General features: G+C 47.5%; 21 protein-coding genes and 1 tRNA gene. 5 read left to right on the forward strand and 17 right to left on the reverse strand.

Features of this window, described 5'->3' with window-relative positions; translation table 11 throughout:
• Nucleotides 1-126: 126 nt before the first annotated feature.
• Both QVO99_RS02165 and QVO99_RS02170 read right to left on the reverse strand, forming a co-directional pair.
• Nucleotides 127-873 (reverse strand): porin family protein, encoded by a 747-nt coding sequence (locus tag QVO99_RS02165; protein ID WP_022315951.1) that lies wholly within the window; start codon nucleotides 871-873, stop codon nucleotides 127-129.
• A gap of 45 nt (nucleotides 874-918) precedes the next feature.
• Complete coding sequence (locus tag QVO99_RS02170; RefSeq protein ID WP_022315952.1) at nucleotides 919-2,265, reverse strand: ABC transporter substrate-binding protein; 1,347 nt, start codon at nucleotides 2,263-2,265, stop codon at nucleotides 919-921.
• Between the two features lie 126 nt (nucleotides 2,266-2,391).
• Between QVO99_RS02170 and QVO99_RS02175 the strand changes: the two genes are divergently transcribed.
• Both QVO99_RS02175 and uvrA read left to right on the forward strand, forming a co-directional pair.
• Nucleotides 2,392-3,123 (forward strand): gliding motility-associated C-terminal domain-containing protein, encoded by a 732-nt coding sequence (locus QVO99_RS02175; protein WP_022315953.1) that lies wholly within the window; start codon nucleotides 2,392-2,394, stop codon nucleotides 3,121-3,123.
• Nucleotides 3,120-5,960, forward strand: coding sequence for an excinuclease ABC subunit UvrA (gene uvrA, locus QVO99_RS02180; RefSeq protein WP_022315954.1), 2,841 nt, complete (start codon nucleotides 3,120-3,122; stop codon nucleotides 5,958-5,960). Before QVO99_RS02175 ends, uvrA begins: the two co-directional genes overlap by 4 nt.
• Before the next feature lie 203 nt (nucleotides 5,961-6,163).
• Here the strand turns inward: uvrA and QVO99_RS02185 are convergent, their stop codons facing one another.
• The 6 genes from QVO99_RS02185 to recR form a co-directional block, all read right to left on the reverse strand.
• On the reverse strand, nucleotides 6,164-8,893 hold the full coding sequence (locus tag QVO99_RS02185) for a hypothetical protein (RefSeq protein WP_022315955.1): 2,730 nt from the start codon (nucleotides 8,891-8,893) through the stop codon (nucleotides 6,164-6,166).
• Nucleotides 8,894-9,022: 129 nt separating this feature from the next.
• Nucleotides 9,023-9,096 (reverse strand) — tRNA-Asp (locus QVO99_RS02190).
• Between the two features lie 75 nt (nucleotides 9,097-9,171).
• On the reverse strand, nucleotides 9,172-9,690 hold the full coding sequence (locus QVO99_RS02195; protein WP_156139340.1) for a GNAT family N-acetyltransferase: 519 nt from the start codon (nucleotides 9,688-9,690) through the stop codon (nucleotides 9,172-9,174).
• A gap of 147 nt (nucleotides 9,691-9,837) precedes the next feature.
• Nucleotides 9,838-11,034, reverse strand: coding sequence for a glycosyltransferase family 2 protein (locus QVO99_RS02200; protein ID WP_022315957.1), 1,197 nt, complete (start codon nucleotides 11,032-11,034; stop codon nucleotides 9,838-9,840).
• Entirely contained in the window at nucleotides 11,031-11,471 is a 441-nt protein-coding gene (locus QVO99_RS02205) for a hypothetical protein (RefSeq protein ID WP_042517217.1), read from the reverse strand. The genes QVO99_RS02200 and QVO99_RS02205 overlap by 4 nt, the downstream gene beginning before the upstream one ends.
• A 236-nt stretch (nucleotides 11,472-11,707) precedes the next feature.
• Nucleotides 11,708-12,325, reverse strand: coding sequence for a recombination mediator RecR (gene recR / locus QVO99_RS02210; protein WP_022315959.1), 618 nt, complete (start codon nucleotides 12,323-12,325; stop codon nucleotides 11,708-11,710).
• A 241-nt stretch (nucleotides 12,326-12,566) separates the two neighbouring features.
• Between recR and QVO99_RS02215 the strand changes: the two genes are divergently transcribed.
• Nucleotides 12,567-12,944 carry a hypothetical protein gene (locus QVO99_RS02215; protein ID WP_022315960.1) on the forward strand — a complete coding sequence of 126 codons (378 nt, stop codon included), beginning with the start codon at nucleotides 12,567-12,569 and terminating at the stop codon, nucleotides 12,942-12,944.
• A 237-nt stretch (nucleotides 12,945-13,181) separates the two neighbouring features.
• On the opposite strand, the gene QVO99_RS02220 is transcribed toward QVO99_RS02215, so the two are convergent.
• Genes QVO99_RS02220 through QVO99_RS02230 form a run of 3 tightly spaced genes read right to left on the reverse strand, consistent with a single transcriptional unit; the run spans nucleotide 13,182 to nucleotide 17,886 of the window.
• Complete coding sequence (locus QVO99_RS02220) at nucleotides 13,182-14,624, reverse strand: glycoside hydrolase family 57 protein (protein ID WP_022315961.1); 1,443 nt, start codon at nucleotides 14,622-14,624, stop codon at nucleotides 13,182-13,184.
• A gap of 33 nt (nucleotides 14,625-14,657) precedes the next feature.
• Complete coding sequence (locus QVO99_RS02225) at nucleotides 14,658-15,923, reverse strand: glycosyltransferase family 4 protein (RefSeq protein ID WP_022315962.1); 1,266 nt, start codon at nucleotides 15,921-15,923, stop codon at nucleotides 14,658-14,660.
• Between the two features lie 13 nt (nucleotides 15,924-15,936).
• The gene (locus QVO99_RS02230) at nucleotides 15,937-17,886 is read right to left on the reverse strand and encodes a glycogen debranching enzyme N-terminal domain-containing protein (RefSeq protein WP_022315963.1); all 1,950 of its coding nucleotides are present in this window, start codon (nucleotides 17,884-17,886) and stop codon (nucleotides 15,937-15,939) included.
• Nucleotides 17,887-18,154: 268 nt separating this feature from the next.
• Here QVO99_RS02230 and QVO99_RS02235 point away from each other — a divergent pair, with 268 nt between their 5' ends.
• On the forward strand, nucleotides 18,155-18,859 hold the full coding sequence (locus QVO99_RS02235; RefSeq protein ID WP_022315964.1) for a Crp/Fnr family transcriptional regulator: 705 nt from the start codon (nucleotides 18,155-18,157) through the stop codon (nucleotides 18,857-18,859).
• 106 nt (nucleotides 18,860-18,965) lie between these two features.
• Here QVO99_RS02235 and QVO99_RS02240 read toward each other — a convergent pair whose 3' ends face one another.
• The 3 genes from QVO99_RS02240 to gap all read right to left on the reverse strand — a co-directional run bounded on the left by QVO99_RS02240 (nucleotide 18,966) and on the right by gap (nucleotide 21,972).
• On the reverse strand, nucleotides 18,966-19,898 hold the full coding sequence (locus tag QVO99_RS02240; RefSeq protein WP_022315965.1) for a diacylglycerol/lipid kinase family protein: 933 nt from the start codon (nucleotides 19,896-19,898) through the stop codon (nucleotides 18,966-18,968).
• The gene (miaA, locus tag QVO99_RS02245) at nucleotides 19,895-20,806 is read right to left on the reverse strand and encodes a tRNA (adenosine(37)-N6)-dimethylallyltransferase MiaA (protein ID WP_288176881.1); all 912 of its coding nucleotides are present in this window, start codon (nucleotides 20,804-20,806) and stop codon (nucleotides 19,895-19,897) included. Before miaA ends, QVO99_RS02240 begins: the two co-directional genes overlap by 4 nt.
• Nucleotides 20,807-20,940: 134 nt before the next feature.
• Complete coding sequence (gap, locus tag QVO99_RS02250; RefSeq protein ID WP_022315967.1) at nucleotides 20,941-21,972, reverse strand: type I glyceraldehyde-3-phosphate dehydrogenase; 1,032 nt, start codon at nucleotides 21,970-21,972, stop codon at nucleotides 20,941-20,943.
• Nucleotides 21,973-22,172: 200 nt separating this feature from the next.
• Between gap and mscL the strand changes: the two genes are divergently transcribed.
• Complete coding sequence (gene mscL / locus QVO99_RS02255) at nucleotides 22,173-22,607, forward strand: large-conductance mechanosensitive channel protein MscL (protein WP_022315968.1); 435 nt, start codon at nucleotides 22,173-22,175, stop codon at nucleotides 22,605-22,607.
• A gap of 119 nt (nucleotides 22,608-22,726) precedes the next feature.
• Here mscL and QVO99_RS02260 read toward each other — a convergent pair whose 3' ends face one another.
• The 3 genes from QVO99_RS02260 to QVO99_RS02270 all read right to left on the reverse strand — a co-directional run bounded on the left by QVO99_RS02260 (nucleotide 22,727) and on the right by QVO99_RS02270 (nucleotide 26,907).
• Nucleotides 22,727-24,256, reverse strand: coding sequence for a DHHW family protein (locus tag QVO99_RS02260; RefSeq protein ID WP_022315970.1), 1,530 nt, complete (start codon nucleotides 24,254-24,256; stop codon nucleotides 22,727-22,729).
• Between the two features lie 94 nt (nucleotides 24,257-24,350).
• On the reverse strand, nucleotides 24,351-25,409 hold the full coding sequence (locus tag QVO99_RS02265) for a DHHW family protein (RefSeq protein ID WP_287072188.1): 1,059 nt from the start codon (nucleotides 25,407-25,409) through the stop codon (nucleotides 24,351-24,353).
• A 19-nt stretch (nucleotides 25,410-25,428) separates the two neighbouring features.
• Nucleotides 25,429-26,907 (reverse strand): MBOAT family O-acyltransferase, encoded by a 1,479-nt coding sequence (locus tag QVO99_RS02270; RefSeq protein ID WP_022315972.1) that lies wholly within the window; start codon nucleotides 26,905-26,907, stop codon nucleotides 25,429-25,431.
• Nucleotides 26,908-26,943: the final 36 nt, after the last annotated feature.

Below are 26,943 nucleotides of genomic sequence, written 5' to 3' on the forward strand. Positions count from 1 at the left end.
AACCTTTCCGCCCGGCTGCTTCCCGTCGTCTGAGCTGTTTTACCGTTGTTTAGGCAGCCTTACCGCCACCTCGACAGCATTCTGCCGCTTCTGCAGTCTTGCGTCGCGACCGAACGGCTATCTGCTTCACTTCGTGAGGTCGAAGAGGTAAGTGAGCTTCACTACGATGTTTCCGAAGTTCGACTTTCCGAAGTAGTCTTTTTTCGAGTCTCCGTAGATGTTGCCGAGTCCGTAATAGTATCTTCCTTCCAGCTGAAGGTGTCCCGCCTTGGGGTGCGAGTATTCCATTCCGAGTCCGGCAGCTATTCCATAGTCGAATTTATTTTCCACGGGCATGGTCTCCTGCGCCACCGTCCTGTTTGCACGGTCTTGCAGATTAGGTGCCGAGAGGTCGTAGCTTGCTTCTGTCGACTCGCTGAGCCAGATCCCCACCTGTGGTCCTGCCTGGAAGAAGAACTGCATTCCTTTCTTTTCCTTTCCCCATGCCAGATGTGCGAACACGGGAATTTGTATATAGTTTATGGTGCGCGAGTATTCCTCTGCCGCTCCTGTCTGCGGGTTAATCACGGGAGAATCGTTGAGGTCAAGTATGTCTTCCTTCCACCCTATCTTGGCGTAGTTTACTTCTGCCTGCACCGAGCAGATGGTGTTGAAATATTTCTCACACACATAGCGGAATGCTAATCCTCCCATCATTCCGCCATACATTTTCTGATTTACCTTTGGCGTGAATCCAACGTTGCTCATCACGTATCCTCCTCCGGCTCCTATGCTGAACACGCTTCGATGCTCTCCCACCTGTGCCATTGTGCCTACGGGGATCAGCAGCGTCATAAAAAGTGCCACGGCGAGAATTCTTGTCATTCTGTTCATCTGTCTTTTTGTCCTTTTGCCGTCGCCACGGCTTGTGGCGGCGTGTCAATAATTGATTATGGATATTGAGTGGTTCGTGTTGTAGTGAACGAAGCTCAGCGCCACGTTCTGCATTCCTGCTGCCTGGCTTCCCGCCTTTTTGAAGTGCAGCTGCGTCTGCAGCACATTGCTGTCGGCCTCTGTCCCGAGAAACTGTCTGCCCTTCTTGCTTATTCCTCTGATGAAGAAGAGAGCGTGGTCGTGTCCTGTTATAGCGAACCGTGGCTGGTAATCCATCAGGCTCTGGTCGAATTTCAGTCTGTATTCCCTCTCGAATGCCTGTGTGGATGATGAGAGTGGGTTATAATAGAAATGTGTGGGTATGTATGTGTCATACTTGCAGAACTTGTCGAGATTGTATTTTGCATACATAAGCCAGTCTGTATATCCGAAGAGTGAGATTTTCACTCCAGGCTGGTCCATCTTCAGCTGGTCGAGCTTTGCTATCACTGTGTTCAGCTCGGGCGAGCGTCCTGTGTTGAGCACAACCACGTTTGGTTTCTGCCTGCTGAATGCCTTGCTGAAATATTCCCCGCTGTTTGAGAGGTTTGTGATGCTGCATGTCATTCCCTTTTCTGCGAGCGCCATTCTCAGCGCCATGGTGAATACTCCCTTGTCGCTCTTGGCGTCGTTGCAGTCCACCACCACCACGTGTGACCCTTGAAAGCGCTCGATGAAATACTTCACCGTCTGCTGTGCGAAGAACTGCGGCGACTGGTATACCTGGAACACGTTCGGGTTTTTCTCCACCTCGTTTCCTGTTATGGAGAATGGTATCACCATCTTTATGCCGTGCTGCTTGGCGAAAGCCGCCAGCGGCGCAACCTGTGCGGAGTATAGCGGACCGAAAATCACGTCACACCTGTCGGCACCCTCCTTGGCGAGTGTCTGGCTGATGTTGGCGTCGATGGGCACGTTCCATGCCATGACTTCCACGTTCTGCCCGGCCTTCTTCAGCTCGTCGCATCCCATGAGGAATCCTCTGTAGTATTCTATCATGCGCCTTCCATCGCCGTCCACGTTGTGAAGCGGCAGCATAATGCCCACCCTCACTGTCTTGTCGTCTTTTGCCTTCTGCGAAGCGGCAGGTTTCTGCGTGGCTTCAGGCTTCTGCCCGTCGGGATATGGTATGAAGATATAGTCGCCTTTCTTCAGTTCGTAGCCCACCGCATTCATGTCGGGGTTGGCTTTTATGAGCTGGTCCACGGTGATTTCATACCTACGCGCGATCCCGAAGAGGGTTTCCCCTTTCTTAACTTTATGCATCTCGCGGTAGTTCTGCTGCTGCGCCTCTGCCACGACGGCAAAGAGCAACATAACCAGCAACATGGAAAATCTGAACAAACTTTTCATTTTATTTTCAAATCATTTATTTGGGCACAAAGATAAGTTGAAAAATCCAAACTCACAAATAATATCTTTTCTATTATTTTGCAGGACAAAGAAAAAAGCCGTATTTTTGCAAAAATAGTTATTAGCATGACAACGACAAGACAAATATTAGCATTCTTATCACTGTTCCTGTTCGCCGGCAACGCCTTCGCCGACGACGAGACCCCGACCATCAACCCCACAGCCACCTACACGAGCGTGGACGGCGAAGTGACCGAAAGCGCCGAGATGTCGGGCCAGGCCCCGCTCAAGGGCTATTTCCAAGCCAACGCCAGCAACGTGGGCGACTACACCGCCACCTACGAGTGGCGCTTCACCCGCGAGGGCTCTGCAGAACCTTATCTCACAAGGTATGAGGAGAACACGGAATACACTTTCACCAAGGCTGGCAGCCACAGCATAGTGCTCTACGCCACCTTCACCAAGGGCAACGACGTGATACAATACGGACAAGAATACTGGAGCGAGCAGCAGCCGCTGCGCGTCACCATCAGCGAAAGCAAGCTGGAAATGCCCAACGCCTTCTCACCCAACGGCGACGGCATAAACGACATCTACAAGGCGAAAGACGGCTACCAGTCGCTCACCGAATTCCACGCCTACATCTTCAACCGCTGGGGGCAGAAGCTCTATGAATGGACCAACCCCGCCGACGGATGGGACGGCAAATACAAAGGCAAGGACGTGGCACAGGGCGTGTACTATGTGCTCGTGAAAGCTAAGGGCGCCGACGGCAAGACCTATAATATAAAGAGAGACGTGAACCTGCTCAGAGGCTACACCGAAGGCACCAACACGGGAGGAGGAACCGCCAGATGAAAAGAGAAGACGACAAGATATGCGTCTGGGGAGCCAGGGTGCACAATCTGAAAAACATCGACGTGGAAATCCCAAGCCATAGCCTCACCGTGATAACAGGAATGAGCGGCTCAGGAAAATCATCACTCGCCTTCGACACAATCTTCGCCGAAGGGCAGAGGCGCTACGTGGAAACATTCTCTGCCTATGCCCGTAACTTTCTGGGCGGACTGGAGCGCCCAGACGTGGACAAGATAACGGGTCTGAGCCCCGTAATAAGCATAGAGCAGAAGACCACCAACAAGAACCCACGGTCAACTGTGGGCACCACCACCGAAATCTATGATTTTCTGCGACTGCTCTACGCCCGAGCCGGCACAGCCTACAGCTACGTGACAGGCGAAAAAATGGTCAGATACACCGAGGAAGAGGTTATCAGAATGATACTCACCGCCTATGAGGGCAAGCGAATCTTTATCCTCGCCCCGCTGGTGAGAAACAGGAAGGGACACTACCGCGAACTCTTCGAGAGTATGCTCAAGAAGGGGTACCTCTACGTGCACGTGGACGGACAGGTCATGGAGATAAAGAGCGGAATGAAGCTCGACAGATACAAAAACCACAACATTGAAGTGGTTGTGGACAAGCTACAGGCAAGGGAAAAAGACCAGGAACGGCTGCGCAAGAGCGTACAGACAGCAATGAGGCAGGGCGACGGACTGCTCATGATAATGGACAAGGACACGGGCGAGGCGAAATACTACAGCAAGAGGCTCATGTGCCCCACATCAGGAATAGCCTACAACGACCCGGCACCTAATAAATTCTCGTTCAACTCCCCCGAAGGAGCATGCCCCCGATGCAAGGGACTGGGCACGGTGAACGAGATTGACCTCGCGAAGATAATCCCAGACACCTCGCTCTCGATACACGAGGGAGCCATACTGCCACTCGGAAAATACAAGAACCAGATGATATTCTGGCAGATAGACGCCATACTCGACGACTACGGGTTCTCGCTCAAGACACCAGTGGCGGAACTGCCCGACGACGCTCTCAACGACATACTCTACGGCAAGCTCGAGAAGATAAGGATAAAGAAAGAGGTGGTACACACAACGAGCGACTATTTTGTCAGCTTCGACGGAGTGGTGAAATACCTTCAGGCAGCCATCCAGGGCGACGACAGCAAGGAAGCGCAGAAATGGGCAGAACAGTTCATGAGCGTAAAGACCTGTCCCGAATGCCACGGCGGACGGCTCAATAAGGAATCGCTCTCCTACCGTATTTACGACAAGAACATCTCGCAGGTGGCAGAACTCGACATCAGGCAGCTCTACCAGTGGCTCGATGAAGCCGAAGCCCACCTCGACCACAAAAACAGGCAGATAGCTGCAGAAATACTAAAGGAGATAAGGACCAGAATACGATTCATACTCGATGTTGGACTGGAATACCTCGCCCTCAACCGCCAGTCGGTGTCGCTCTCTGGAGGCGAAAGCCAACGCATAAGGCTAGCCACACAGATTGGCTCACAGCTCGTCAACGTGCTCTACATCCTCGACGAGCCGAGCATCGGACTCCATCAGCGCGACAACGAAAAGCTCATCACCTCGCTGAAAAACTTGCGAGACATCGGCAACACGGTGATAGTGGTAGAACACGACAAGGACATGATGCTCAACGCCGACTATATCGTGGACATTGGACCGGGAGCCGGACGCAAGGGTGGCAAGCTCGTATTCCAAGGCACACCACAGGAGATGCTCCGCCAGCACACCGTGACGAGCGACTACCTCAACGGCACCAAGAGCATCCCCGTGCCCCAAGAGCGCCGACCGGGCAACGGATCCCATATCATCATACACGGCGCGAAGGGCAACAACCTGAAGAACGTGGAAGTTGACTTCCCATTGGGCAAGCTGATCGTAGTAACGGGAGTGAGCGGCAGCGGAAAATCCACACTCATAAACGAGACTCTCCAGCCCATTCTCAGCCAACACTTCTACCGCTCGCTCAAAGAACCTATGCCCTACGACAGCATAGAGGGAATGGAACACCTCGACAAAGTGGTCAACGTGGACCAGTCGCCTATAGGACGCACGCCACGCTCAAACCCCGCCACATACACGGGAGTGTTCAGCGACATCAGGGCGATGTTCGTAAACCTACCCGAAGCCAAAATCAGAGGCTACAAGCCCGGACGCTTCTCCTTCAACGTAAAGGGCGGACGCTGCGAAGCCTGCGGTGGCAACGGATACAAGACAATAGAGATGAATTTCCTGCCCGATGTGATGGTGCCCTGTGAGGTGTGCCATGGCAAACGCTACAACCGCGAGACGCTCGAAGTGAGATACAAGGGGAAGAGCATCGCCGACGTGCTCGACATGACCGTAAACCAGGCAGTGGAATTCTTCGAAAACGTGCCCGACATACTGCGCAAGATAAAGACCATACAAGACGTGGGACTAGGATACATCAAGCTCGGACAGCCCTCCACCACACTCAGCGGCGGAGAATGCCAGCGCATGAAGCTCGCCACCGAACTGAGCAAACGCGACACGGGCAAAACGATGTATATCCTCGACGAGCCCACCACGGGACTCCACTTCGAAGACATCCGCATACTGATGAACGTGCTGGAGCGGCTCGTAGACAAAGGTAACACCGTGATTATCATCGAGCACAACCTCGACGTTATAAAGCTCGCCGACCACATCATAGACATGGGACCCGAGGGCGGCAGCGGCGGCGGCAACGTGATGACGACCGGCACTCCTGAAGAGGTGGCTCGCTCAGGCAAGGGCTACACATGGCGATTTATAAAGCAGGAGCTTGAAGCAAGCCACAATCCATAATCTCGGTTGGGTTCTTTCCGTTTATTAGACACTACAGGAAATGCATCCTCGCGAAAAGATATTATCATAATTACCAACAAAGAAACTCCCCCGAATGGAAGAGAGAAAGGCCGAATCAAAAAGTTTTGAATTGCCAATCACTCGCCATTCGGGGGAGTTGTCGTTTCCTTCCTTTCCGGAAGGAATGCATGTTTTTTGAGTTTTTATTTCATCAAGAACTTCTTTCCTCCAGACACATACACTTGTCCCGGCAGCATCCTCAGGACACGCTGGCCGGCAAGGTTGTATATTGCAGAAGCGACGGCAGAAGAGTTGGAGGCCACCTCGCTGATGCCGTCAGCAGCGCCCTTGTCGATGACAAGAGAGAATGGCTTCACGCCACCGTCGGTGATACTACCGTGAAGCAGTATACAGTTTCTGAAAGCCTCAACGCTGGCATCTGATGCAGCGCTGAACAGGAGCTGCGCCTTATCGGCGTCGGTCAGCTGAGAGAGCATATAGGCATAGAACTCCTCACCAGCCATAGAAGAGGCACTGGTGCTGCTGAATGTACCTTTCAAGGGCAGATAGTCGACAGGAGTGGCAGAGAGGTCTGTCAGAACCACGTTCTCGCCAACGAACGAGATGACGGTCTGAACTGCAGCATCGCCATCGACGCCTGACAACGAAACGAAGAACGGCATTCCAGCAGGGATTGTCTTCGCTACGGAGCCTTTGTATTCTTCGTTTGAAGCAGACTGTAGGATAATCTGCGAGCGCGCCTCATCGATTACGTTCTTCGACGGGTCTAAGAAAGCAATGTCAAACTGGTCACCCTCAAACTGGTCTTGCAGCGAACTGGCAGTAATATCGAATGGCAGTGCGTATGGCTCATAGAGACCATTGCGCGACTGCTGGCGCTCATATTCCACTCGGGCAGCCGCAATTTGCTGAAGTCCCGATGCTGAAGGGAAGAAATAATCCTCTCCATCGGTAAGACGCACTAGGTTTGCCTTTCCGTCGGCAGTAATCACATTGGCAGACAGCGAGGCAACGGAGTCGCTGCCGAGAGTTTCGCTGTCAGCATCGAGCACGATGAAATCGTTGGCGTCGGCTTCGAAATCAAACTCAGAGAGATTGTCGGCATAGTATCTGCCATCCTGAGCATAGAGGACACCACCCTGGGCATCGGCCACATTGGCGAAATATCTAGCCGTTGAAATGGCGTTGTCTGCCGTGAGGAACGAAGGCATCTCGTCGGCACCTATCTTCATTCCGAACACAGACGGAGCTCCGTCTTCGCTATCGAGGAGTTTCCACAGAGCAAAGCAGGCTGACTTGCCCTCGATGGTTCTGGAGTCGGCCTCGAGCATGCCGAGAGTACCGCCAGAGAGTTTGTAGAGATACATGGTGGCTCTTTCGCCTGTGGTGGGGTCTATCTCCTCGCCACGCACACGGGTGAAGCAGTTTATCACCTTCTCGGTGTTCATGTATGCATAGTTCATGAGCTGTAAGGCAGGGGTGTCAGAGGGTGTGCCGTAGCAGCACTCCACGGAGAGTCCGTTGCCATCCTCGTCAGTCGACTGCACATCAGCGTCGAGCAGACTCACGTTGTCGAGGGCGAGGTTTCTGACGGAGCCCGTGAGCGAGCTACCAGCGAAAAGAGCCGGCTCCTCAGCTGCGCCGTAACCCTTGATGGTGTGACGCTTGCCGTCGAAAGAGCCCGAGAAGTTCGTTATCTGCACGTTTGGATTCTCAGCGCTGAACTCAAGGTCAGCGGCAAGTTCAGCATCCACCTTGAAGCCCTGATTTGCAATCGAGGCAAAGTCGTTATACTCGTCAACGGTGGTGATGACGCTGTTTGCCTGATATGCGTTGAGAGTGAGCACATAGGTAAGGCTCATTCCCGATGTGGCTTCCGCAACGCTCACGGTAGCCTGTGCGTCTTTTGCTGCTGCCTGTGGAGCATAGGTGAGCGTTACCACGAGCGTGTTTTCGGCGTCGGCATCGGGAGCCACACTGGCAGCCACGTCATCGGCAGAGGAAGTCACTGTGATGTCGTCGGCAGAGAGAGTAGGCAGATAGGTAACATTGAACGTGTCTGTGGTCTGCTGACCCACAACGGTGGTCATGCTGCCCTCTCGTCTGGAGATCATGATCGGAGCGTCAATGTTTGCCACAAGCTTGTATTCTTTAGTGTAACCCTCATTGCCGGAGTCGGCAACGGTAAAGAGCGAAGTAAGCTCACCCACCTGCATCGGCTCCAGCGCCGAGTCATAACAGAAGTCCACTATGGCAGAGCCTTCCTTGCCGGCAACGCCGGATATGGTGAACGATGTGGAACCCTCAGGACCGAAGGTGATGTGGTGGTCGGCGGTGGTGACCACGATATCGCCTGCGGGGTTTGAATAAGCCACGCTGAACGTTCCTTTTGCCTTTGAGCCATACTCCATGGAGAGCACGGCTGCATCTGTCTGCGAGGCTATAGGCTCCGTGACGTTGATATTTCGCCAATATCCCATGCGTGAGCCAACGTCGCCGAAGGTATATTTGGCGTCGTAATAGAGCTTGATGTAGCGGGTGTCTTTGCTAAGGTTTGCCGATAGGTTGGTCCACGAAGTGGAGGCGGCACCATTATAGATGTCGGTGAACTCCTTGCCGTCCGTGCTTTCCTGGATGAGCATCACGTTACTCTTGCCGTATCTCGTTCTGGAATAGTCGAGATGGAGCATTCCCGGAGTGTCCTTGAAGGTGAACACGGCAACTCCTCCGTCCTGAAAGTTATCGGTCTTCACGGCACTTTCCGTGTGATCCCATCCCACGCGTGTCTTCTCCACGAAAATAGAGTCAGCGTTGAAGACGTCCTTGTCCACGCTGAGCGGCAACGCCACCTGTGCCGTAGCTCCCAAACTTAAGATCGAGAGCGTTGCACACAAAAAATACAGTCTTTTCATCTTTTATAGCTAAAACTTAAATATTAAAAATCACCTGTCTGATCTCTTATGTCGTTATGGAAATAAATATCTCTTTCTGGCGAAAATGCCATGAAACAAAAAAAGACTGCCATATAGCAGTCTTCTTTGCGGTGCGTACGGGACTCGAACCCGTGACCTCCTGCGTGACAGGCAGGCATTCTAACCAGCTGAACTAACGCACCAGAACTCTATCGTTTCATTTGCGGTTGCAAAGGTACGAATAATTTTGAAAACTCCAAAACTTTTCGCAACTTTTTTTATAAAAAATATTGCATAAGCACCGCTTCACGGTATTTTTTGCCGTCGAAAAGCCAGTCTTTGAGGGTTATGGAGCTTATAAAGCCGCAATTTTCAAAAGTCCTCAGGGCGGTGGAATTCTGACAATCCACATAAGCATAAAGCTGATGGATAAGGAGAATGTCACGGGCATAGGCCTTGATTCTCTCTATCGCCGCCTGGGCATAATGACGCCCTCGGAAGGGACACTGGATCACGATGCCGAGTTCGGCACGGCGATGGCGGGGATCGAAATCGGTGAGGTCTACAACGCCCACTATATCGCCTGCGTCATTGCTGATTATCATCCTCACCTGCTTGTCGGCATAGATATCACCACTTGAACCGGCTATATACTCATGAAGCATGTATTTGGAATAGGGCACGTTGGTGACACCCACGTTCCATAGGCTCGTGTCATTTTCTATCTTGTAGAGCACGTCGAGATCTTCGGGCTCTATGGCGCGGAATCTCACGGCTGGCAGTTCTTCTCTTGTCATCTCTGCTGTCATGTTGGGGTCTGAAATTGTATTCTCAACTATTTGTAGGGCAGGAATCGTCCACCTTATTTATATAGGCACTTATGTATCGCATGCATCATACTTGCCGACAAGGCAGACTAACAGGCACTATCGCCACCCCTGCCGTCATCTCAGCACTTCCTGGTCGGTGATGAGGATGTGGTTCCGGGGGTTGAAGGTTCCTATCAGCACGTTCTTGCGAGGATTACCCTCAAAGGCTCGCAGTATGTCGCCATAGCTGAAGAGGGAGATGTCGTAGACCACATAGGTAACGGTATCGGAAGAAAGCCTGTCGAGATAAGCCTCATGCCCCTTCTCCCTATCGACAACGGAGCATTCCACAAATCGGGCGGTAAGTCCACGGTTGTCGGCAAGCCGACGGCAGGACGAGAGGTTCTTCCCGGAGCACAGGAACAGGTATTCTGGCTCTTTCTTCCTTTTCACCGAGAAGAAGCCCATAGAATGGGCTGACTTGCCTAGAAGCATCTGAACGAGGGCTATGGTGGCCTTGACATAGATGGCGAGACGGATAGGCAGACTTATCCAGAAGCTGAGATGGCGGTAGTGTTTGCGGAAGAAAATGAGCATGGCCTCATAGAAGACGTGGACGTAACGGAAGGAGGACTTATGGGTGCTCTCGCCCTTGTAGTGGAGTATGGAGACGGGCAGATACCAGTTTTCGAAACCGCCCTTGAGCAGACGGTAAGAGAGGTCAATGTCTTCGCCATACATGAAGAAGTCTTCGTCTAGCATTCCTATCTTATCTATCGCCGTGTGGCGCAGCAGGCAGTAGGCTCCGCTTATCACCTCTATCTGGACAGGCTCGTCCCAGCTGAGATAGCTCATGTAATATTTGCCGAAGCGGCGACTCTGGGGATAGCGCCCGCAGAGTCCGCACATCTTATAGAAGGCGGTGAGCGGCGAAGGAAGCCCTCTCCTACTCTCCATCGCTTTATCGCCGTCACACTTCAACATCTTTACACCAAGTCCACCGGCTGCCGGGTGGCCGTCCATGAAATCCAGACATTCACGGATGGTCTCTTCGCCGACGAAGGTGTCGGGATTAAGCAGCAGCACGTACTCGCCCTGGGCTTTCCTGATGGCGAAATTGTTAGCACGGGCAAAACCGAGGTTGTGAGTGCTCGCCACGAAGGTAACTTCACGAAAACGGCGGCGGAGATATTCCACGGATCCATCGCGCGAATGATTGTCTACGACAAACACCTCAGAGGGGATGTCGGCAAGGGCCTTGCGAAGGCTCAAGAGACATTGCTCGAGGTAGTATCTAACGTTATAGTTTACTATTATTACTGAGATTTTCATTCTCCAATATTGGTTTCATTGATACAACGGCCTATGCTGGGATAAACAAACGTGAAGCACAGACCGCCGATTATAGCCATGTAGCCATAGGCCACGGACATCGACATATAATAAAGAATGGTATTGGCAACGAGAGGAACGCCTATCATCGCCAGACGACAGGAACCGAAAAGGACAAGTCCACGGACTCTGTCAGCCTTCAGACGACGGCGGACCGCAGAGAGGCCGAACATCTTCAGAGCTAAGGGGATGAAGCATATCGTGAGGACCTCCATTAGCATGAGCACCTGGTATTTCACGAACACGTCTTGGGCACAGGCTCCCACTTCAAGAAAGTCTGACTCGAAACCCACCACCACGGCTACCGCCAGCAAAAGGTAGGCAATGAGTTGTCCAAGCAAGAGTTTCCTTGCGGGATGTAATGTATTTTCTTCCATTGTCATGTTTTTTTTAGTTAACGAAGAACTATTGTTGAGTTTTTTCAGCTGATGAGAAACCTTATACGGAGTCATTACCTAGTCTCTGACATCAGCCCCATCTATCCCCCCAGTTTGGGAGGAACCGGATACTCTGGGCATTAACATCTGAATATCAGCGGCACATCCACCACAAGCAGCAGAATACAACCTTTCTCCTACGGGGACGGGGGGGGGCAGAACCGGTCAAGCAGAGATCAGGTATTGAACGGCGTGCGGTTGACGATCGACCTGCCCAGAGTGACCTCATCAGTATATTCCAACTCGTTGCCGACAGAAATGCCACGGGCTATGACACTGACCTTCACACCGAGAGGGGCAAGTTTGCGGGAGATGTAGAAATTGGTGGTATCACCTTCCATCGTGGAACTGAGCGCAAGAATCACCTCCTCTATCTCGTCGTGGGCCTGCACACGTTCAACCAGAGAGTCTATCTCTATGTCGTTGGGGCCGATGCCGTCCATCGGAGAAATCACGCCACCGAGGACATGATACAGGCCGTTGTACTGCTGCGTGTTTTCTATAGCGAGCACATCCTGTATGTTTTCCACCACACAGACCAAAGCCTCATCGCGGTGGGGATTGGCACATATCGGGCAGACGTCGGTATCGCTGATGTTGTGGCACACGGAACAATGTTTCACGTTGTGGCGCAAATCCGAAAGCGCAGCGGCGAAAGAGTCAGTCTGACCAGGCTCCTCACGCAGCAGATGCAACACCAGACGGAGCGCCGTCTTGCGACCCACCCCTGGCAACTTGGAAAATTCCGATACTGCCTTTTCAAGCAATCTCGAGGGATATTGCTGGTTTATCATAATTGCATTTATAATTCTTCCAGCCTACAAAGGTAGTGTAAAAGGAATGAAACACAAAGAAAAATCGGCTATTTCACATTTTGTTTCTGCTCCTGCCATTTTATAAAGGGCGGATTTTGAATATTTTCATTGTCACAAGCGGCTTTTTTATTAACTTTGCAGTATCTCCATCGCAGATACGCACCTAACAGGCTGCATCGACGGCAATGGCGAAATCAAAAGTTTTCACAAAACTACAAACATGGGAAGAAACAAATACTCGGAAAAAGAAATCAAGGAAATAGGCAAGCTACTGCACCTGAAGAATTCTGCCAACAGGGCGAAGCAGAAAGAGATAAGACACACTCTGCGCACGGAATTCGAATTCAACATCTCTGACTTCAACGAGCCTGGCAAGGCGTTCGGCGACAACGAACTAAATGAGGCTATAAAAAGAGGTGCGATCCGAATACTGGACGAAGCCACGATTGAGGCGATGAAAGAGAAAAGGGCGCGCGACAAGGCGAAGGACGAAAAGGAAAAGCAGCAGCAGGCTATCGAAGCCGGAGAACAAACAGACTGGCAGCAGGCGATGAAGGAATGGGCGGAATGGAAGAAAGGAAAAGACGGCGAGAAATAATGAAAAGCGCTGGAAAGAATTCCTGAAAGACCTACATAAGTAAAGCTCCAAATTGGTCATTTGTGACATTAGGAATCGAGCGTACCAATAAAAAAGACATGCATTCTGAAACGCATGTCTTTTATTATTATAGTTATTGGCGGATTGTCTTTTTCATCAAATTGTCCCGCTTAAACTGACTTTTCAGATTGCCCGACTAAAACAGACTTTCAGATTGTTTCGATTATAGATCAAACGTTACTTCTTGTCGTCAGCCTTCTCTGCTGCAGGTTTGGCAGTCTTGCGGGTGGAAGTTGCTGTCTTGCGCGTTGTGGTCTTAGCTGCAGCAGCCTTCTTTTTCTCAGTCAACTTGTCAAGCTTGGCATTCAACTTGTCAACATCCTCCTGAGCCTTTGTCAGACGGGTCTTCAAACGCACTATCTCATTGTCTTTAACCTGAATCTCATCGCCCTGGTTCTTGATGGTGGTGAGGAGAGAGTCGAGCTGGTCGTTGTCGATTTCTTCCGGGTAGAGGGAGTTCACCCTGTTTATGAAGTCGCCAAGAATGTTCATGTAATTTGTGAAGGCATCAAACGGCGAATTGTAGATGCCGCGGTCTAGACCTACATTCGACGGCTTGGTGGTCATAAATCTGAAGTTGTTGCTTGCCTGCAGATAGTCCCAGTCCTGATTGATGCGAGGGTCGTTGGCTATTCTCACACGGTCGGCAATACTGTAGAGCTTATCGAACGCCTCGCGTTGCATAGGATTGCCGAGCCAGCAGCTCACATCCCTCTCCTCATCGACCCATGACAGGGTGTCGGGCACGAATAGGTCGCCTACACTGTTCATCCTGCCACACACCTCAGAGGGTGTGGAGAAAGTGATTCCCTTCTGACGGGCACATCTCGGCAAAGCCTTGATGAACTCAAGGATGTTTGAAGACAAAGGCTGCGAAATGCCAAGAGCCAAAAGCTCCATGAAGATATTTATAACCTGCTCGTCTTCTGGCAGTGTGGCAATCCTGTTGACATAATTGTCGGCAAACAACGGATAGCCTTCCCAGTCACTGTCGTTGAAGCGCAGACTGATATCGTCGCTGAGATCTATATCGCGGAGAAGCAACTTCAGACCAGGAGCCTGACAACAGTTGTAGACATAATGCGGAGACTTCCAACCGAGAACGTGCTTGGCGCCTTCTGTCAGCATTCCCTTGAAGCCCATAGAAGCTGCCACATTGCCTATCTCGTCGCTATAGATGAGCGAGGAGTTGCGCAATACGGTAGGACGCTTGCCGAAATATTCTTCCATCTTCGACATCTGCCTCCTGACATCGGCGATGAAACACTCGTCGTTGGCAAGAGAGGAAAGTCCGTGAGAATATGGCTCGGCCAGGAATTCCACGCAGCCAGTGTCGTTGAGTTCCTGAAGCTTGGCTATCACCTGTGGGGCATGCAACTCAAGCTGCTCGAGACCAACTCCGGAAAGCGAAAAGGCAACCTTGAAATAGTCGCCGTTTTCTTTTATCATGTCAAGGAACGCATTGAGCGCAGGCATATAAGAACGCTCGGCTATTTCGCCTATGCTTCTGTCGTTCTCATAGTCGTCATAATAGTAATGGTCTGTTCCAATGTCAAAGAAACGGTATCTCTTCAAATGGACTATCTGGTGTATTTCAAAATATAAGCAAATTGTTTTCATCTTATATAGATTTTTTGTTAATTATCATATTGACTAACGCGAAAGCAGCTGGTCGTAGAGTTTTCTTATCCTCAAGCCCACCTTCTCCCATGTAATCTGGTCGACTTCCTTCTTGCCCTCCTCCTGGAGATAATGGAAAAGGCTGTCATTGTGGCAGATGGAGTAGATGGCGTCAGCAAGGGCGTGAACGTCCCAATAGTCCACCTTAATGCAGTTTGTGAGAATCTCGCCGCAACCACTCTGCTTGGAGATTATCGTAGGCGTGCCACATTGCATAGCCTCCAAAGGCGAGATTCCGAACGGCTCGCTGACAGACGGCATGACATAAACGTCGGAATCCTTCAAACATTCGTAGACTTCCTTGCCTCTCATGAAGCCTGGGAAGTGGAAACGGTCGGCAATGCCTCTCTTGGCAGCAAGATAAATCATCTGGTCCATCATGTCACCGCTACCTGCCATGCAGAAACGCACATTACGGGTGCGATGCAGCACCATATTGGCGGCCTCGACAAAATACTCCGGCCCCTTCTGCATTGTGAGCCTACCGAGGAAGGTCACAATCTTCTCCTTGCCGGTGTGGTCGGGGCGAGGAATGTCCTGTAGCTCCTGACGCAATGGATAAACGGCATTGTGCATGGCAAAGCACTTGCGTGGGTCCTGATGGTATTGGTTTATCACTGTCTGGCGTGTCAGCTCAGACACACACATGATGCAGTCGGCATTATCCATTCCGTCTTTCTCAATAGAATACACCGTAGGGTTCACATTTCCTCGGCTCCTGTCAAAATCCGTGGCATGCACGTGGATGCAGAGCGGTTTGCCACTAACCCGCTTGGCATGGATGCCGGCTGGGTAAGTAAGCCAGTCGTGGGCGTGGATAATGTCGAAATCCTCGGTGCGAGCCACCACTCCAGCTATTATGGAATAGTTGTTTATCTCATCGTGGAGATTTGACGGGTAACCGCCGGCGAAATCCATGCATCCAAGCTCGTTGACATACATATAATTGAAATCCGCATAGAGATGATCGCGCAGACGATAATAATAATCGGGGTCCATCACATTGCCGATTCTACTCTTCACATAGTCGTAGCCTACGTTGCGCCAGGCTATAGGCACACAATTCATCGCCACGATACGCGCTGCTGTATGGTCCTCATCACCAAATGGCTTTGGCAAGCACAATGTTATGTCAATGTCGCCCTGGGCATGAAGACCCTGAGTGATTCCGAAATTTGCAGTTGCAAGACCACCGTATACATGAGGAGGATACTCCCAGCCAAACATTAAAACTTTCATACTGTCTTCCTCCTTATATTATATCTGTGTATTTTTCCAATATACTCAAAGTGCGCAATATCTCTCCTACATTCATCGCAAAGGATATGGCTCCGCGAGCCTTGAAAGGAGGGTTGCCGTCGAACATCTCGGGCAGGGTGCCGAGGCAGTTTGTCTGCATCTCGTCCTCATATCCCACCAGCTGACGCTCGATGAAGCTGAGCCTCGTGCGACGATATATCTTGAGACATGCTTCCATATAGAAACCGCCAAGCCATGGCCATGCCGTGCCCTGATGGTAAGACAGGTCACGCTGCATCTGCGGACCGGCACATATAGGATTATAGCCGCCGCTCTTTGGCGAGAGGGTTCGCATGCCCTTTGGCGTGAGCAATTCCCTGGTACAGACATCAAGGATGCTTTTACGCTGGTCTGCCGTGAGAGGCGAATAGTCGAGAGCTATGGCAAACAGCATATTAGGTCTGACGCTCCAATCCATCATATTGCCGTCGACATAGTCGAAAAGATAGCCATAGTCATTGAGGAATGTTTTTACGAACGACTCTTTGCATCGTGCCGACAATTCCTCAAGCGTCTCCGTAAACTGAGCGTCTCCTTCTATCTTGTTGAGTCTTGCGGCAAAGCCCAAAGCATTATACCACAAAGAGTTGATTTCCACTATATATCCGTTGCGAGGTACGACAAGTCTGCCGTTCACAGTGGAGTTCATCCATGTCATGACCTTACCCTTTCCGTCAACATATACAAGACCGTTATCTTCTACACGCATATATGGATGTTTGCCTTCCAAGAGGAAATGGAGAATGTCAAAAATGAATTTGCCATATTTCTTAAGGCATTTCTCATCACCTACCACTTTGGCATACTGCTGAATAGACCATATTGCCCATAATGGCACATCGGGCTGGTCTATCTCACTGAGACTAACGGTAACGGGCTTCTCACGCATGAATTCCTTATAGCCCTTCCCTGCCGTAGCCATCACCTTTTCAAAGTAGCCCACTTCGTCTATTGCCAATGTAAGACCAGGGAGGGAGATGAACGTGTCTCTAGCCCTGCTCTTGAACCAAGGATAACCGGAGAGCAGATAGCACTCAGAACCATTCTTGGTGTTATGGAACTGGTGAGCGGCATTTACAAGACAATGGTAGAAATTGTCTCTCGGATTTCTTTCGTCAACTTCCTTCTGGAAGAGTTTCAGCAATCCTCCAGTCTTGATCTCTGACGTTGAGGCTGAAAAGACAATACTCTCGCCCTTCTTGATTTCTGTCTCAAAATATCCAGGCACATAAAGATCCTCATAAGAATCGTAACCCCTCTCCTGTTCCTTTGGATATTCTATTCCTCTATACCAGTCAGGATGGAAGACAAACTCGTTGCCCTTACTGAACTGCATATACAGATAAGGATAACCTTTATACATCTGGGTCTTGATTCCGTTGTCTACAAGCTGGTAATCCCTATTTGCCGCTGAATTCTCATGAGTAAACTCCCTGACGCTTCTGAATGCCATAAACGGGCGGAAGCGAAGCGTTGTGGAACTATGGGCGTCAAGCAAAGTATATCTCAGAAGAATCCTGTCCTCATAATGCTGGAACACGACTTCTTTCTTCAGAACGACTCCCCCGACACGATAAATGGTAGTCGGCACACTGTCACAATTAAATTCACTGATGTACTTGTGGCCATTGGGGCTGAAGTTGTTTCCGCGATACTTATGAAGGCCAAGATTGAACTCGGCACCATGTTGAACTACTGTAACGTCCAACGAGGAGAGCAATACATGATTTTCTTCATCCAATTCAGGAACGGGCACTACCAACAACCCATGATACTTGCGAGTATTACAGTCAACAATCGTCGAACAAGAATACGCGCCAGACCGGTTGGTGCGGAGCAGCTCTCTGGAAAGAGACTCTTCCAAATTGGTCATCAGACTTCTTTCAAATCGAAGATAGCTCATAATATTCTATTAAGGTGTTAATACATTTATTATGTTATACCAAACTTGAAGCATAGAAACCATACAATCGTTTGGCACTTCAAAAATAATCATAATTATTAATTCCACAAAATAATGTGTTCATTTTTTCGGAATAAATCTGGAATAGATGTTATATAACATAAAAATTGAGTGTAAAGTTTAAACATTTAAGAAAAAAGCAGTATTTTTGCAAATTGAAAAAAGTCTAAGGATAAAACAACTCAAACAGCACAATAGGTTTTGGTAAATGGTAAAAGTCAAAGAAATTAGCACGGAAAAGATTGAAGACATCATTTTTAGCCTGTGGGAACCACTGACAGACAACGAGAAAAAGATAATTTCAGAGAATATAACGGTTGAGGAGTACAACAAGAACGACTATATATACAAAGAACTGGAAATACCTGAAAGCATCAAATGGCTCATCACAGGAAAGGTAAAGATATGCAAAAGCGGCGCAATGGGACGCGACCAGATTTTGCGTACAATACGCCAGTCAGAGATATTCAGCTTCAGAGCATATTTTGCAGAAGACGACTATCTCACGTCGGCAATTGCATTTGAACATTCGATTGTTGCTTCGATGCCTATGAAGCTGGTTGTCAAGCTGATGCACCAAAACAACAATGTATGTATGCAACTAATCAAACAACTGGCAATAGAACTGGGAAAAGCTGATTGCAGGACAATAAACCTCACACAGAAGCATATCCGCGGCAGACTGGCAGAAACGCTAATTATACTTAAAGACAGATATGGGATTGAAGCCGACGGATATACAATGAGCATATACCTCAGCAGAGAGGAGCTCGCCAGCATGTCTAACATGACAACGAGCAATGCCATAAGAACCCTTTCCGCCTTCGCTGCTGAAAAAATCATAGCGATAGACGGAAGGAAAATAAAAATCATCAACGAGAACGAGCTGAAAAAGATATCCGAAAACGGATAAATACAACACTACTACGCCCTACCCTATTTACCCATTAACGGTCATTAGTCCACAATGTCGTATTTGACGGATATCTGCCATAATGAGAGACAACATATAATAGTAATTACTCAGGAATAAGGAAATTGATGACTTCCTGCTCCACCTCTATACTATACTCACCGACTGGTGTCTTGAGCAGTCTGCCGTCTACGGATACAATAGCATGAGAAGCATCAAGAACATCAACACGACGAGTACGATAAGGGTGTACGCTCTTGTGGTTGAGAAACTTACCTGTAAACAAAAGATAAAAGCCTTCTATCAACTGCATCATCTCTGGATGGTAAACCACCGAGACATCAAGCAACCCATTATACGGCACAGCATTGGGCGTCTGGCCATAACCCTCAGCGTTGCCAACACATACAGTCATCACCTTACGCTTGACAACATCATTGTTTATTTTCAGATGCATCTTGTATTCCAGACGCTGGAACACCATCAAAGCCATAGAGAACAGGTATGACAAAGTACGCGAACCAAGAAGACGACGAGTCTGGTTTCTGAGATTCATTATTGCAGACAACAGTCCTATATTAACACAATTAAGGAAATAACGATGACACTTTTCGTTCTTCTTGTTTGTATATCGGATACAACCGAGGTCTACCTTCCTTATCCTCCTTTCTTGCAACCATTTTATGGTCTGCTCAGGCTCACTCGCCTTGAACCCCCAATAACGGGCAAACTCATTCATCATTCCATTTGGAATAACTCCAAGAGCTATTGATTCACGAGTAGCCTTGTCGGTACTCATCAGACAATTCACGGCATCATTAAGCGCAGAATCTCCACCGACAACAACTATAGTCTTATAGCCATTGCTGATAAACATCGAGATTAGCCGAACCACACTGTCGCTACTCTCACTCTGAACGAAATCATAGTCGATTTGATACGCATTGAGTATCTTCTCTATTTTCTTCCAACGTCGCATCGGACTTGTGACACTGTGCTTAGGGCAATAAAGTATTCCCCAACGAGTTTGCTCTTTCATAATACCTTCTTTATTTCGTTAATTTTCTCTTCCATACTATCAGCTGCATCTATCCAATGGATAGTAAAACCACGACGCTCCATACCACGAAACCATGTCATCTGCCGTTTGGCGAATTGATGTATTGCAATCTCTAATGAACGGTGCATCTCTTCAAACGTCGATTTCCCTAATATATATTCTGTCACGAACTTATACTCAAGTCCATAATATATGAGGTCGTCGGCCGGTATGCCAGAATCAAGCAGGGATTTCACTTCGTCAACCATTCCGTCATGAAGGCGTTGGTCAAGTCTCCGCGTGATTTTCATGCGACGCAAATCCCTGTCTATGCCTACACCGATAATAACATTGTCTATCTTCGGAAATGTCCTTTCTTCAATATGCGCCTCTTTGTACGCCATCTCAATTTCTATGGCACGTATTGCACGTTTAGAAGTATCGACATCCGTAGAATTGTGCATATTGGAGTTGTTTTCAGCCTTTAGACGTTCGAGAATTGACGTCAATTCGAGAAGGGATTTTCCCTCAAGTTTATGCCTCAGCTCTTTATTTTCCGGCACTGGAATAAGTCTGTACCCCTTGAGCACCGACTCTATATACAAACCGGTTCCACCACACAAAATTACATTCTTGCCACGACTCCTTATATCATTATACGCCTCAAGAAAGTCCCTCTGATACTCAAATAGGTTATACTTGGTGCCTGGCTCAACAATATCTATCAGATGGTAAGGCACACGCTTACCATCAACGACATAGTCCGCAAGGTCTTTTCCTGTACCAATATCCATTCGCCTGTACACCTGACGACTGTCAGCAGAAATTATCTCTGCAGACAGTTCGGCTGCAAGATGTGTGGCAATATCTGTCTTGCCACTTGCCGTAGGGCCAAGAATTGTTATCATCGGTATCATTTCGGCTATATCAAGTTACGTTTAAAGTTAGAAATACAATATTGGTTTACAAAATTAATAAAAAAAGACCGCACGGCAATGCCGAACGGTCTTTTTTTTATAATTGCGGAAAAAACGCCAATGAATTAACCATTGTGCTTCTTCATGATCTTGATCAGGTCAACAACCTTGTGAGAGTAACCGATCTCGTTGTCATACCAAGAAACAACCTTTACGAAGTTGTCTGTGAGGTATACACCTGCGTTAGCGTCGAAGATAGAAGTCAATGGGCAGCCAAGGAAGTCAGAAGAAACAACAGCATCCTCTGTGTATCCGAGTACACCCTTCAACTCGCCCTCTGAAGCAGCCTTCATAGCAGCGCAGATAGCCTCCTTAGTAGCAGGCTTTGCGAGGTTTACAGTCAGGTCAACTACAGATACGTCCAATGTAGGTACACGCATAGAGATACCTGTCAGCTTGCCGTTCAGCTCAGGGATAACCTTACCTACAGCCTTAGCTGCACCTGTTGTAGAAGGGATGATGTTGCCAGCAGCGGCACGACCACCTCTCCAGTCCTTCATAGAAGGTCCGTCAACAGTCTTCTGTGTAGCTGTTGTAGAGTGAACAGTAGTCATCAAACCGTTCTCGATACCGAAGTTGTCATTCAGCACCTTAGCGATAGGAGCCAAGCAGTTAGTTGTACAAGAAGCGTTAGAAACGATCTTCTGTCCGTTGTATTTGTCTGTGTTTACACCGCAAACGAACATGTCTGCCTGATTTCCGTTAGCGTCAGCCTTTGAAGGAGCAGAAAGCACTACGTACTTAGCACCTGCCTTCAAGTGCTTCTCAGCCTTATCATAAGCGAGGAAGAGACCTGTAGACTCTACTACATACTCTGCACCTACCTCGTCCCACTTCAAGTTCTCAGGATCACGCTCAGCAGTAACGCGGATGTGGTTTCCGTTAACGATCAACTCGTTCTTCTCAACATCTGCCTCAACTGTACCGTTGAAACGTCCGTGCATTGTATCATACTTCAACATATATGCCATGTAATCTACAGGGCAAAGATCGTTGATAGCTACAACCTGAACTTCTTTTGCGTTCTCAGCCTCACATGTTGAGCGGAAAACGAAACGGCCGATACGACCAAAACCGTTAATACCAATCTTAATCATTGTAATGTTTATTTTAAGTTGAAAATAATAAAATATTTCTTTTAAATTACATGCCTAATCAGTTATACCTGAATTCTACTATTATATAAAAGAGAAGATTAGCATCCACTTTAAACTTTTCCCTCTTTAACGGCGGCAAAGTTACAAAAAATATCTATATTTGCATCAACTTTAATTATTAAATTATATAAAAATAATCTATGGGCAAATTTATAAATGAATTTAAGGAGTTTGCGGTAAAAGGAAATGCCGTTGACATGGCAGTCGGTGTGATTATCGGTGGCGCTTTCGGAAAAATCATATCTTCTATAGTGAACGACATCATCATGCCGCCCATCGGATGGCTTATCGGAGGTGTCAATTTCAGAGATCTGAAAGTAACACTGCCATCGGTTGACGTTGGAATTGAGAAATTACAGCCTGCCACTATCAACTATGGCAATTTTCTTCAGACGACTTTCGACTTCATCATCATCGCCCTCTGCGTATTTATGCTCATCAAGGGAATAAACAAGATGGCAAGAAAGAAAAAAGAGGAAGAGAAGAAGGAGGAAACGGTCGCAGCTACAACTCCGACGAAGGAAGAGCTGCTTCTGACTGAAATCAGAGACTTGCTGAAAGCCAACAAGGCATAATTGTTAATTCTGCAGACGGGAGTATGTAATGATTACCAGAAAGTCTGCACAAAAGTACATCAAAAACAAACAGGACATGCAAAAGGTCATATTCACCCTTTTCATGTCCTGTTTGTTTTTCATTCTTTATCCCCCTTTTCATTGGGCGTTGCCTGATGTGAAGACTTGGTCTCTACTTTAGGCTCACCTTCTGAAACAGGAACAGTTTCCTTGTGTCGCTTTTCATTAGGCATTTTGTCATGAGCATCATTTTCTGTTGTTTTTTCTTTTGCATTGACTGCGGCCTTACTTTTAGTCGCAGGAGCAACCAGAACATTGTCACCTTGCGTCAAAAAATTGAGATAACGCTTGTATATCTTAGGAGAATAAGCATTGAAGATATTATTGGCAAACAAAATATCCGTTATTTTGTTCTCCTCCACATATTTCTTCATATTACGACCGAAATAGCGATAGTCTACAACATGTATCTCTTCGAAACTGTAAAAGAGATAACCAGGAATGGCATTGCCGAAACTGTCCTTCAGAATCATCAGGCGCCGATGGTTCTTCATTCCCGTCCTGACCTGAGTGATCCTCATGTCACTACCCATAAAGGTACAGTATGCTCCACCGCTTCCATCTTTATAATGGTAAAAGAATATGCTCTTGTAAGGTTTACTTACTGAAGTAACATGATAATTCTTATCCACAGTATAATCTATATATGTAGTGGTATACTTTACATTCTTCGGCACATAGTAGACGAAATTCTCTGGGGCATTCTTGACAGATATGTCGTTTGAATAGCCATACATGCTACCTACATATCCATGCACGACCTTACGCTCATAACTTGAGAGGGGCTTGAAAGGAACGCCAGCGACCTGAGCGAATTTCTGAGCGGCGTAATAGGCTCCAAGAGGTGCCCAATGATGGTCAGTACGCAAATATATGTCTTCTTTTGCATGTTGGCCAAGTGGAGTATATATATCAACGGCCTTCACTTTCGGACTAAGCTGAGAATATATATGGTTAATGGTCGGACGCTGAGGACGAGTACATGAAAGGGCATTGTCTGGACAATAGAACTCCGCGGCTGTAGGTATCACCATACAATAAATATGTACCTTATCACCGAAAACCTCTTTGTATTTGTTTGCAGCCTCAGAATATTGGCCACCTCCTCTTGAGCTACCGCCAAAGGCCATCAACGCCCTGACTTTATCACCTTTTCCTACTACAATTATACCGGCATTGGCAATCTTGGCATTATCGTCAGCGGTTATTTCATTCTTATATGCTCCAACATTTCTATCCGACGCATCATCGTATTCGTCATCTGCCGGCACAGTTGTTTTTGCAGCATGAAACCTGACATTGTTTTCTGTCGGGGCTATACCTATAATGTCTTTTATCGTCATACTGAGTTGCATCAACACATCACGGTATGGTTCACTGTCGCTATACCATGATGAGACTTTCTTGGTAAACTCACCACTCAACAAGGCGTCTTCCGTATACTTTGGAAAAGCGGCAAGTTCTCTTTTTTCCAATTCCGACACTTTACTGCGAGGAAAGAAATTAAAGACCAATGCTATTGAGAAGAAAGCAATGCTCATTAAAACGATGTATACTGCTGAATATTTCTTTGAACTCTCGTTAGTCATATATGTAATTGATATTGTTATAGTATAAGCAAATTGTCTTACAAATCATTTTCAAGCAAGTCACCCTACTTAAATAGCGACAGCCAGCCTCCATTCATCGGGCCAGCATATTGAGATATTTCCTTGTCGTAGATGGCGAACAAGCGTGTATCAAGTTATTGGCAAATAAGACATCTGTTATTGAATTGTCAGCAACATATTTACGTATACTGTGAGGGAAATAACGAAAATCTACCACATGCACTTCTTCAAAGCCATAGAATAGATATGCAGGAAGTGCATTTCCATAACTGTCCTTCAATATCATAAGCCGTCTTCCATTCTTGTTTCCTGTCACTACCTTGACAGTACGGGTATCTCCTCCCATAAAGGTACAATATGCGCCGGCACTACCGTCTTTATAATGTATGAAGAAGTTTCGTTCAATAGGAGCACTTTCACCTACCGTCTTGCCTTTACTCAACGTATAATTGATAAACCAACTCTTGTAGTCTATTCCCTGAGGCATATAATAGACGAAATCTTCTGGTGCATTCTTAACGGCAATATCTTTAGAGAAGGTGTACATACTTCCTACGTAGTTGTGCACCGTCTGGGCATCATAGGATGAAAGGGGTCTGAAATTCACACCTGCAGCATTTGCAAAACAACGCGATGCATAATATGCACCTAATGGAGCCCAATGATGGTCTGTACGGGAATAAATAGGCTCACTTTTATGAGATTCCAACTCATCGTAGATTTTCACCGGTATTATTGTATTATCGAGGCTTGCATAGAGCTTATCAAGAACGGACTTCTCATTATTTGTCCATGAGCGCTGTTCTTCAGGACAATAGTAAGCTACTGCATTGGGAATTGTCATACAATAAACCGCAACGCTATCACCAAATGCCTGCTTATAACTGTTTACCATCTCTGCGTATGACATTGCTCCAACTTGTGTTCCGCCAAAGGGTTCGAAAGCCCGAGTTTCGGCTCCGTTGTCTATTACAATTATGCCGGCACGCGCTCTGCGTACTTCATATTTGGAGTCATCATTAATTGTATCCGCATTGGAATATTGGGATTCTTGCTTTTGAATTTGTGAAAACACTGGCATTATTGAACATGCAGCAAAAGACAGAAGCAAGATTAGTCTTATTCTTTTCATTTGATATATCATTTCATCATTAAAAACGAGTGTAAATAAAGGCATTGTTAGTTGCACCAACGAGTAGTGCAGCACATACAACAAGCATAACAACGGAGAATACCGTCTTTACAATGAGCGACATGGCATTGTAAACAGAGGGAACCGATGATTCTTCTTGTCTATGAAGCACAAAAGAGGTGACGGTCTTGCGCAACGGCATTGAGAACACTATAGCTGCTACCCATATCCAGAAATGGTCGAGAAAAGCGCTGTGAGTGACAAAGCTATCAAACGTTTTGCCTCCTCCAAAGAAACTCTTGAAGAAGACGAGCATTCTGCCGAAATCATCAAAATAGAATATTCCCCATCCTATCACTACAAGCAACAGGCTATATAAATGGAGCAAGGGAGATGGTATGTTGTCCTTAACTTTCAGCAGAGTGTATTTCTCCGTCATCACTATTATGCCGAAATATACACCCCAAATGATGAAGTTCCAACTCGCACCATGCCACATTCCTGTAAGGAACCATACGACAAGGATGTTGACGGCCTGATGTTTACGGTTTCCTCCCATTGGAATGTATACATAATCTCTGAAAAAGCTACCTAGCGAAATATGCCATCGACGCCAAAAATCAGTTATAGTATCACAACAATAAGGATGGTTGAAGTTCTCATTGAAATGGAAACCCAACATTCTGCCGAGTCCGATAGCCATATCAGAATAACCAGAGAAGTCAAAATATATCTGGAATGTAAACGCTACGATACCCAACCAAGCTCCTGTCGTGGTTAAATCATTCAGACCGTTGACAAGGAATTGGTCAGAAATCTCAGAAAGCTGATTTGCCAAGATTACCTTTTTCCCAAGACCAATAAGGAAGCGGTATGAGCCATCTGCAATGTCCCTGCTATTGACACGACGATTGGCTATCTCATTTGCCACTGTACCATAACGCACAATTGGACCGGCAACAAGTTGTGGAAACATTGATATATAAAGCAACAGGTCTGGATAACGACGCTGAACAGGAGATTCGTTCCTGTAAACATCTACAAGATACGAAATAGACTGGAAGGTGTAAAAACTGATACCTATAGGCAAAGCTATATTGGGGACCTTGATATTCATCCCCAAATCAGAAAGTATTCCCGCAAAGAAACCAAGATATTTGAATATGCCGAGCATCAAAAGGTTTAAGCTTATACCCACAACGAGTGCAGTCTTTCGTCTTGACTGCATCCTGCCAGCTATATTTAGACCTGATATATAATTTATCAAAGAACTGAAAAGCATAAGGAACACATAGACTGGTTCACCCCATGCATAGAAAATCAACGAGAAAACAACAAGAACAGCATTCTTGAGAACATTTCTACATGCCATTTGTGACGGGTCTAAAGCAGGAACTCTACTTGAAAACAGTTCCTTATCACCGACCGCTGCCAATAGATAACATAGAAAGAAAGCCGGAAGGAAAGCGAAGAGAAAAAAGAGATCAGAAAATATCATTTGCTGAGATTATTATGTTTGAAAAAGATTTCGTGA

Origin of the sequence: Prevotella sp. CAG:592 (assembly GCF_000436015.1) — a bacterium.
Taxonomy (GTDB): domain Bacteria; phylum Bacteroidota; class Bacteroidia; order Bacteroidales; family Bacteroidaceae; genus Prevotella; species Prevotella pectinovora.